Origin of the sequence: Kitasatospora sp. NPDC058965 (assembly GCF_042741245.1) — a bacterium.
Taxonomy (GTDB): domain Bacteria; phylum Actinomycetota; class Actinomycetes; order Streptomycetales; family Streptomycetaceae; genus Kitasatospora.
This window is the reverse complement of sequence record NZ_JBHYKG010000310.1, coordinates 1-9877: the sequence shown is the minus strand read 5'-3', so window position 1 is coordinate 9877 and position 9877 is coordinate 1. Positions and strand designations below refer to the sequence as shown.

Sequence of the window (9877 nt, the reverse complement as noted above, 5' to 3'; positions counted from 1 at the left end):
GCCGTGGACTCGCGGACCACCAGGGTGTGGCCGGGCAGGATCCGGCGCGGGAAGACGGCCGTGCCGGATCCGGCCTCGATCCGGGTGATCAGGCAGTCGACGGCCAGGCGGGCGATGGCGGCCTTGTCGGGCGCGACGGTGGTGAGCGAGACGCCGCCGTAGCGGGCGTCCTCGATGTCGTCGAAGCCGACCACCGCGACGTCCTCGGGCACCCGCAGGCCGCGTTCGGCCAGCAGCCGCAGGGCGCCGAGGGCGACCAGGTCGTTGTAGGCGAACACGGCGTCGGGCGGTTCGGGCAGGTCGAGCAGTCGGGCCATCGCGCTCGCCCCGTCGCGCCGGTCGTAGCCGTCGGTGGCCACCACCAGCTCGTCGTGCGCGGCGGCGCCGGCGCTGAGGAGCTCCTCGCGCCAGCCGCGCAGCCGCAGGTGCGCGGGCTGGCGCAGGCTCTCCTTCCGGGCGCCGAGGAAGGCGATCCGGCGCCGGCCCAGGCCGATCAGGTGACGGACCGCCAGGCGGGCGGCGGCCACGTTGTCGATGGCGATGTGGTCGTAGGGCGCCTGGTACTCGCGCTCGCCGAGCAGCACCAGCGGCGGCCCGCCGGCCCGGCGCAGCAGGTCCTCGTTCTCCAGCTGGATCGGGCTAAGGATCAGCCCGTCGATCAGGTGCGAGCGGAAGCCGCGGGCGACCAGGTCCTCCTTGGCCCGCTCGCCGGCCGTGTGGTCGAGCAGCACGGTGTGCCCGTGCTGCGCGGCGGCGTCGATGACGGCGGTGGCCAGGTCGGCGAAGTAGGGGTTGCCGAGTTCGGGCACGGCCAGCGCGATGATGCCGCTGCGGCCGGTGCGCAGCCGGCGGGCGGTGGCGTTCGGCCGGTAGCCCAGTTCGTCGATGGCGCGCCGGACGCGTTCCCTGGTGCCGGGTCTGACGTGGGGGTAGTCGTTGACGACGTTGGAGACGGTCTTGACCGACACTCCGGCGCGCAACGCGACGTCCTTGAGGCTCACGCTCACAGCCCTGGGTCTCCCTCCCGGTCGGCTTCGTCCTGCTGGTCCGCGGGCGGCGGCCGGGTGGCCGCCGCCCGGCTCACTCGTCCTGCCGGCCCCGGTCGAGCAGGGCCTGGGCGAGCACGACCAGTGCCAGGAAGGCGCCGTTCACCGTGTCGGTGAAGGCGGAGCCGTACTGGGAGGCGTACTGGTCGATCAGGTTGTGGATCACGGCGAGCAGCAGCACGCCGGCGACGGTGCCGCCGACCGATCCGCTGCCGCCGGTCAGCAGGGTGCCGCCGATCACCACGGCGGCGATGGCGGTCAGCTCGTAGCCGACGCCCAGGGTGGTGACCCCGGAGCCCAGCCGGGCGCTGCCGAGCGCGCCGGCGGTCGCCGCCAGGGTGGCGGACAGCACGTGGACGAGGAGCCGGGTGCGGGCCACCGGCAGGCCCATCAGGCGGGCGGCGTGCTCGTTGCCGCCGATCGCGGTCAGGGTGGCGCCGAACCGGGTGCGGGTCAGCAGCAGGGCGCCGAGGCCGAACAGCGCGGCGACGATCAGCACCGGGGTCCAGGTGCCCGCGCCGAGCGCGCGGAAGGCGGCGCCGGGCGGCACCAGGTAGGTGGTGGCGGCCTCGTGGGTGACCAGTTGCAGCAGGCCGCGGGCGCCGAGCAGGCCGGCCAGGGTGACGATGAACGGGGCCATGCCGGCCCGGGCCACCAGCAGCCCCTGCACCGTCCCCCAGGCGGCGCCGACCGCCGGCGGCAGCAGGAGCGCCAGCCAACTGCCCTGCGTCTGCGCGCCGTAGGCGGCGAGCACGCCGCCGAGCGCGTACAGCGAGCCCACCGACAGGTCGATGCCGCCGCCGATGATGACGAAGGTGGTGCCGAGGGCGAGCAGCCAGACGAAGGCGTTGTTGCCCAGGATCGCGCTGACGTTGGACCAGGTCGGGAAGGTCGGCGAGGCGGCCGAGGCGGCGGCGACCACCAGGGCGAGGACGGCCGGCGCGCCGCGGCGGCGCAGCCGGGCGGCCCAGCGCTCGCCGGGCCGGCGGTCGGTCGTCCGCGGTCCGGGGCCGCGCCCGGTCGGGGCCGGGGTCAGGACGGTGGGCGTCATCGGGTCCCTCGCTCCTGGGAGGCGTAGACGGCGCAGCAGATGATGGCCGCTTCGATCAGCTGGGTGACCGAGGTGTGCACGTTGTGCTGGGTCAGCACGGCGGTGACGAGCTGCATGAACAGCGCCCCGGCGACGGTGCCCAGCACCCGCACCCGGCCACCGGTCAGCGGGGTGCCGCCGACCACCACGGCGGTGATGGCGTCGAGTTCGAGGTTGAGTCCCTGGTGGGCCGGGTCGGCCTCGGCACCGTGGCCGACGATCAGTGCGCCCGCGAAGGCGGCCAGTACGCCGGACAGGACGTAGACGGTGACCAGCACCCGGCGCACCGGCAGGCCGGCCAGCCGGGCGGCCCGCCGGTTGTCGCCGATCGCGACCAGTTGGCGGCCGAAGGTGGTGCGGTGGACCAGCACGCCGGTCAGCACCGCGCAGCCGGCGGCGATCCAGGCCATCAGCGGGACGCCGGCGAACCCGTCCGAGCCGAGCGAGAGCAGGCCGGCGTCGGTGACCGGCTTGGCCGAGCCGCCGTTGACCAGCTCGGCCGCGCCGCGCACGCCGATCATCAGCGCCAGGGTGGCCACGATCGGCTGCACCTTGGTGAAGGCCACCATCGCGCCCCCGGCCAGACCGCTGACCGCGCCGAGCGCGACGGCGACCAGCAGCGCGACGGGCAGGCCCCAGCCGAGGTAGAGCGGGACCACGGCGGCGGACAGCGCGATCACCGCGCCGACCGACAGGTCGATGCCCTCGGTGCCGATCACCAGGGCCATGCCGAGCGCCACCAGCAGGGTCGGGGCGGCCTGGAAGAGCTGGATCCGCAGGTTGGCCGCCGACAGGAAGCCGGTGTCCAGGGCCGAGGCGACGGCGAAGAGCACGGCCACGGCACCGTAGACGCCGTACCGCTGGAGCAGGCGGCGGATCCGGTCGCGGTCGCGGCCGGCGGTCGCGAGGTCGAGGACGGTCATCGGGGGCTCCTGGTCCGCCGGTCGGAGGGCTGCTGCCCGGGGGCGCGCGATGCGGCCGGTGCGGGTCCGTCGGACGGCGCCGACGGGCCGGCGGCCGGTGCGGGTCCGTCGCCGGGCGCCGGCGTGCCGCCGGCCAGGGCGGCCAGCAGCGACGGCTCGTCGACCTGGTCCCCCGTCAGCTCGCCGACCACCCGGCCGTCCTTGAGCACCACCACCCGGTCCGAGCCCTCGATCAGCTCCTGCGGGTCGGAGGAGATCAGCAGCACGCCCAGGCCGTCCGCGGCGAGCGACTCGATCAGGGCCCGGACCTCGGCCTTGGCACCGACGTCGATCCCCCGGGTGGGCTCGTCCAGCAGCAGCACCTCGGGGTGCAGGCAGAGCCAGCGCGCGAGCAGCACCTTCTGCTGGTTGCCGCCGGACAGGTCGCCGACCTTCTGGTCCGGTCCGGCGGTCTTGATCCGCAGCCGGTCCACGAAGAGCCGCACGATCTCGTCCTGGCGGGCCCGGGAGACCAGTCCGGCCCGGGAGAGCCGGGGCAGCGCGGCGAGCACGATGTTCTCCCGCACCGACAGGTTGGGGACGATCCCCTCGGCCTTGCGGTCCTCCGCCAGCAGCACCACGCCGGCCCGGATCGCGGCGGCGGGGCTGCGCCGGGCGAGCGGGCGGCCGCCGACCTCGACGCTGCCCGCCTCGCCGGCCGGGGCGCCGACCACGGCCTTGGCGGTCTCGCTGCGCCCCGAGCCGAGCAGGCCGCCCAGGCCCACCACCTCGCCCGGGTGCACGTCGAAGGAGACGTCCCGCAGGCGGTGGCGGACCGTCAGGCCGCGGGCGCGCAGCGCGGGGACGCCGTCCGCGGGGCGGCGGGTGCGGCCGGCGAACGCGGTGCTGCCGCCCGCGCGGACCGTGCCCGGGTCCCGCCCGAGCATCAGCGAGACCAGCTCCAGCCGCGGCAGCGCGGCAAGCGGTCCGGTGTGCACCACCTGTCCGTCGCGCAGCACGGTGACCCGGTCGCAGATCGTGTAGAGCTCCTCCAGCCGGTGGCTGACGAAGGCGACGGCGATGCCCTGCGCGGTGAGGCGGCGGATCACCGCGAACAGGGTCGCCACCTCGCGCGGTTCGAGCGAGGAGGTCGGCTCGTCCATGATCACGACCCGGGCCTCGAGCTGCACCGCGCGGGCCAGCGCCACCATCTGCTGGGCGCCCAGGCCGAGCGACTGCAGCGGGCGGGTCACGTCGACGTCCAGGCCGTGCCGGGCCAGCACCTCGCCGGCCTCGCGGTGCATCCGGCGCAGGTCCAGCAGGCCGAGCCGGCGCGGCTCGCGGCCCAGGAAGAGGTTGCGCGCCACCGACATCATCGGGACCAGGTTGACTTCCTGGTAGATCGTGGAGATCCCCGCCTGCTGCGCCTGGAGCGGGCTGCGGAACTCCTGGGGGCGTCCGGCGAACCGCAGCCGACCGGCGTCGGGGCGGTGCACGCCGGTCATCACCTTGATCAGCGTCGACTTGCCGGCGCCGTTCTCGCCGACCAGCGCGTGCACCTCGCCGGCGCGCAGGGTCAGGTCGACGCTGCGCAGGGCGTGCACGCCGGCGAAGCTCTTGTCGACCCCCGCGACCTCCAGGACGGGCTGGCCGGCGGGGCCGGCCTGGTCCGTCGGGACCATCTCGCACCTCCTGTGCGTTGGTTCGGGCCCGCGCGGGGAGGCGGCGCCCCCTTCTGCCGCCGCCTCCCCGCTGCTCGGGCGCGGGCGGTCGTCAGTAAACGAGGCCCTGGGAGAGTGCCTGTTGGGCGTTGGCCGCGGTGAAGTGGCCGTCCTTGATGATCACCTTGGGCTGGACGCCGGCGGTGCCGTACAGGTCCTGGAGGGACTGGAAGGCGAGCGGGCCGAACCGCGGGTTGGTCTCGATGTCGGCGACCAGCTGCCCGGCGACCACGTCCTGCACCGCCTGCTGGATCCCGTCGATCGAGACGATCTTGACGTCCTTGCCGGGCGTCTTCCCCGCGGAGCGGATCGCCTGGATCGCGCCGAGCGCCATCTCGTCGTTCTCGGCGTAGACGGCGTTGATGTCCGGGTGGGCCTGGAGCAGTTGCTCCATCACCTTCTGACCGTCCGTCTGGTTGAAGTTGCCGGTCTGCGAGGCGACCACCTGGATGTTCGGGTAGGTGGACTTGACCTGGTCGAGGAAGCCGTTGGTGCGGTCGGTAGAGACGTTGTTGCCCGGGGTGCCGGACAGCACGGCGACGTGGGCGGCGGCGCCGGTCGCGCCGGCCAGGTCGTCGGCGGCGATCTTCGCCTGGCCGTAGAAGTCGGAGCCGATGAAGGCGACGAAGTCCGAGCAGGCGCTGCCGGTGACGGTGCGGTCGATGGTCAGCACCGGGATCTTCTTGGCCTTCGCCTGGGCCAGGGCGGGCCCGAGGCCGTCGGAGTTCTCCGGGGCCACGATCAGCACCTGGGCACCCTGCGCGATCATGTCCTCAATCTGCGAGTTCTGCGCGTTGACATCGGCGTTGGCGTTGCGCTCGACGAGTTTGACGCCCAGCCGCTTGGCCTCGGCCTCGATGCTGGCGGTCTCGGTGGCCCGGAACGGGTTGCTGGTGGCCTCCGACTGGGAGAAGCCGACGACGGTCTTCCCGTCGGTGATGTCCACCTTCGACAACCCGCCGCCGTAGCTCTGGTAGGTGCACCCCGGACCGGCCGTGCCGGCGGACGGGGTGGCCACCTGCTGGGCCGCCGCACTGTTCCCGGCGGCGGGGGCGGCGGCGTTGGAGGCCGTGGTGGAACCGGCGTTGGTGCAGGCGGCGGCCGTCAGGCAGAGGCCGGCGACCAGCGCCGCGGCGACGGGAGTCCTGGTGCGCAGGGGGGTGGGGGTCATGCGCCCGATCACATCCTTGACTGCAAGGGGAAGGTGGGACGACGGTGCGGAGCATTCGTCGGAGCGGCCTGACTGCGCGCCAGTTTCCAACGATGTAGAGGACAGTGGGGCATCGTCGGCGACCGTGTCAAGGAGTCTGCACCGCAGCCCCGCCGCCCGCACCCGCCGTGCCGCGCCACCCGCCAGCCGGTCCGCTCAGCCCGGGCCGGCCCGTCAACTTCGGCCCTGACCTGTGGTTTTATAGGTTCTCTGACAGATCGTCAGCAGGTGGGCGCCAAGCCCGTTCGATCATGCCGACATCTGGACAGGGATTCGAAGCTCGTGCTGTCATGCCTGTGCGGCGCTCTGCAACGTTGTGCAAACCCCGTGCCGCCCTGACGCTCCCTCACTGCCCACGATCCCGAGCCCCGGCAAGCAGCTCGGCTCCGCCCGGGGCCGCGCGACCGACCGTTCGACCACGCGGTGAAACTTGCACGCCCCCGGCACGCGCCGCACGGCGCGGCTCCGGACCTGCCGTCACCGCTCCCACCAGGCCCGCCGTCGCACCGGGGCGGTCCCGGCCACCACCGACTCAATCGTTCAACTCCCAAAGACATGGCCCGCCCGTTGACACCCTCGACCCGCCTCTGTGTTCATTTCCCGCAAATGACAAGCACTAGTCGGCGAGCGCCGCCGGACTGCGGTCCGGTGCGCCGCGAGAGAGGAGTGGCAGGTGCGCGCACGAGCGGGGAGCCCTTCCACCGGCGGACGGACCACTGCGCCGGGTCGGCCCGCATCGGTCAGGTCGGCGCCGGGCGGATCGGCTCTGGGCAGGTCGGCTCTGGGCGTGTCGGCGCTGGGCCGGCTGGCCCTGGCGGTCTGCTGCGCGGGCGCCGCCGGGTTGATCGGCCTCACGCCGACGGCCAGTGCGACGGACAGCAGCGTCGGAGCGGGCTACTGGCACACCGCCGGCAGCCGGATCCTGGACAGCAACGGCAACACGGTGCGGATCGCGGGCATCAACTGGTACGGCTTCGAGACCACCGACCAGGTGGCCCACGGCCTGTGGAGCACCGACTACAAGGCCGTCGTCGATGACATCAAGGCGCTGGGCTACAACACCGTCCGGCTGCCGTTCTCGAACCAGCTGGTCGAGTCGCCGGTGGTGCCGGGCAACCTCGGGTTCAACAGCAACACCGGTCCGATCAACACCGACCTCAAGGGCCTCGACTCCCTGCAGATCATGGACCGGATCATCGCCTACGCCGGCCAGGACGGCCTGAAGGTGATCCTGGACGACCACCGCTCGGAGGGCGGCAACAGCGCCGAGCAGAACGGCCTCTGGTACACCGCCCAGTACACCGACGCGCAGTGGCTCGCCGACTGGGACACGATCGCCAAGCGCTACGCCGGCAACACCACCGTGATCGGCTTCGACCTGCGCAACGAGCCGCACACCCCGACCGGCGTCGCCTACGCCCAGGGCGCCACCTGGGGCAGCGGCGACCCGGCCACCGACTGGCGGCTGGCCGCCCAGCGGGCCGGGAACCGGGTGCTGGCGGACGACCCCGGCGCACTGGTCTTCGTGGAGGGGATCAGCAACTTCCCGGACGCCTCGGCCACCGGCGGGTACTCGACCGACTGGTGGGGCGGCAACCTCGACGGCGTCGCCCAGTACCCGGTGACGCTCAGCTCGCCCGGGCACGTGGTGTACTCGGCCCACGACTACGGGCCGCAGGAGTTCGCCCAGACCTGGTTCAACTCCACCACCACCGCGGCGAGTCTGGGCGCGGTCTGGGACCGGCACTGGGGCTACATCGCCAAGCAGGGCCTCGCCCCCGTCTGGGTCGGCGAGTTCGGCACCGGCAACACGGCCGCCGCCGTCTCGGACAGCACGCCCGGCTCCCAGGGCCAGTGGTTCGCCGCCCTGCTGGGCTACCTCCAGGCCAACCAGCTCAGCTGGACCTACTGGGCGCTGAACGGCGAGGACGCGTACGGACTGCTGGACAACCAGTACGACGCCGCCCCCGCCCTGGCGGCCAAGCAACAGGCGCTGGCGGCACTGGAGTTCCCGCTCTCCGGCACGGGCCCGACGCCTACGCCCACCCCGACCCCGACCCCGACGCCCACGCCCACGCCGACCCCCACGCCGACCCCGACCGGCAGCGGCTCCTGCCACGTCACGTACACGCTGCAGAGCGAGTGGCAGGGCGGCTTCTCCGGCGTCGTGGACGTCAAGAACACCGGCAGCACCACGGTCAACGGCTGGACGCTGCGCTTCGCCTTCGGCGGTGACCAGAAGATCACCAACTCCTACAACACCTCCCTCACCCAGACCGGCGCCCAGGTGACCGCCGCCTCCGTCGCCTACAACGGCACCCTCGCCCCCGGGGCCGACACCACCTTCGGCTTCCAGGGCACGTGGACCGGCAGCGACGCGGCGCCCACCGGCTTCACCCTCAACGGCGCGCCCTGCAACTGACCCCCCGTCAGGCCGCCCCCTCTCCTTCCCCCACCCCACCCCCACCCGCTCCGAAGGGACCCGGTCATGCCCACCCCACCGCCCCTCCCCCGCAGAACCCGCCACCGGGCGCGCGGCCGTACCGGCCTGGCCGCCCTGCTGCTGGCGGTCGGCGCGCTGCTCCCGACCGCCGTGGCGGCCGGACCCGCCGCCGCGGCCGGGACCAGCGTCTGCACCCCGCAGGGCACGCTGCCGGTCAACAACGGCGAGTACACGCTCCAGGCCAACGAGTGGAACTCCAGCGCCCCGCAGTGCGTGACCGCCACCGGCGGCACCGCCTGGTCGGTCAGCACCGCCTCGTTCAATCTGTCGACCTCCGGCGCGCCCGCCACCTACCCGTCCCTCTACAAGGGCTGCCACTGGGGGGCCTGCACCACCGGCAGCAACCTGCCGATCCAGGTGAGCAACCTGGGCTCGGCCACCTCCTCCTGGAGCACCGAGCAGCCGTCGAGCGGCGCCTACGACGTGGCCTACGACCTCTGGATCAACTCCACGCCCACCACCGCCGGCCAGCCCGACGGCACCGAGATCATGATCTGGCTCAACAGCCGGGGCGGCGTCCAGCCGTTCGGCGGCAAGACCGGGACCTCCACCGCCGCCGGGCACTCCTGGGACGTGTGGACCGGCCAGCAGACCTCCTGGAAGATCATCTCCTACGTCTACCAGGGCGGCACCACCTCGCTGACCGGCCTGGACGTGGCCGCGCTGATCCGGGACGCCGTCGCCCGCGGCGAGGTCAACCCGCAGCACTACCTGATCGACGCCGAGGCGGGCTTCGAGATCTGGCAGGGCGGCCAGGGGCTGGCCACGGACGCCTTCTCGTTCGCCGCCACCGCGGGCGGGGGCAGCGGCGGCGGCGACACCACACCGCCGTCCACCCCGGCCGGCCTCACGGTGACCGGCACCACCAGCAGCACCGCCTCGCTCTCCTGGACCGCCGCGACCGACAACGTCGGGGTGACCGGCTACACCGTCTACCGCGGCGGCACCCAGGTCGGCACCACCACCGGGACCGCCTTCACCGACACCGGACTGAGCCCGTCCAGCAGTTACAGCTACACCGTGTCGGCGCACGACGCCGCGGGCAACACCTCCGCGGTCTCCGCGCCGGTGTCCGCGACCACCGCTGCCGGCGGCGGGGGCGGGGGCGGGGGCGGGTCGGGCTGCACCGCCTCGTACACCGTCAACCAGGACTGGGGCACCGGGTTCAACGCCACCGTGGCCGTCACCGACTCCGGCACCGCGCCGGTCAACGGATGGCACGTCAGCTGGACCTGGCCCGGCAACCAGACCATCGGCAACCTCTGGAACGGGGCGCTGACCACCTCGGGCAGCAAGGTCACGGTCGGCTCGCTGAGCTACAACGCGACCCTCGCCCCGGGGGCCGGGACCTCCTTCGGGTTCAGCGCCGCCTACTCGGGTGCCAACACCGCGCCCACCCTCACCT

The 9877-nt window shown here is 73.5% G+C and carries 7 protein-coding genes; 2 read left to right on the top strand and 5 right to left on the bottom strand.

All coding sequences use genetic code 11. The features are described 5' to 3' along the window. The 5 genes from ACFW1A_RS33620 to ACFW1A_RS33600 all read right to left on the bottom strand — a co-directional run. Window positions 1-1007 (bottom strand): LacI family DNA-binding transcriptional regulator (locus ACFW1A_RS33620; protein ID WP_380415787.1); only part of this gene is annotated, 1007 nt, incomplete at its 3' end. 73 nt (window positions 1008-1080) lie between these two features. Further along, window positions 1081-2097 (bottom strand): ABC transporter permease, encoded by a 1017-nt coding sequence (locus ACFW1A_RS33615; protein ID WP_380415784.1) that lies wholly within the window; start codon window positions 2095-2097, stop codon window positions 1081-1083. After that, entirely contained in the window at window positions 2094-3059 is a 966-nt protein-coding gene (locus tag ACFW1A_RS33610; protein WP_380415781.1) for an ABC transporter permease, read from the bottom strand. Before ACFW1A_RS33610 ends, ACFW1A_RS33615 begins: the two co-directional genes overlap by 4 nt. Beyond that, entirely contained in the window at window positions 3056-4720 is a 1665-nt protein-coding gene (locus tag ACFW1A_RS33605) for a sugar ABC transporter ATP-binding protein (RefSeq protein WP_380415779.1), read from the bottom strand. Before ACFW1A_RS33605 ends, ACFW1A_RS33610 begins: the two co-directional genes overlap by 4 nt. A 91-nt stretch (window positions 4721-4811) precedes the next feature. After that, complete coding sequence (locus tag ACFW1A_RS33600; RefSeq protein WP_380415777.1) at window positions 4812-5930, bottom strand: ABC transporter substrate-binding protein; 1119 nt, start codon at window positions 5928-5930, stop codon at window positions 4812-4814. 826 nt (window positions 5931-6756) lie between these two features. Between ACFW1A_RS33600 and ACFW1A_RS33595 the strand changes: the two genes are divergently transcribed. Beyond that, window positions 6757-8391, top strand: coding sequence for a cellulase family glycosylhydrolase (locus ACFW1A_RS33595; RefSeq protein WP_380415775.1), 1635 nt, complete (start codon window positions 6757-6759; stop codon window positions 8389-8391). Between the two features lie 66 nt (window positions 8392-8457). Further along, the coding region (locus ACFW1A_RS33590; RefSeq protein WP_380415773.1) for a cellulose binding domain-containing protein at window positions 8458-9877 on the top strand (1420 nt) is incomplete at its 3' end.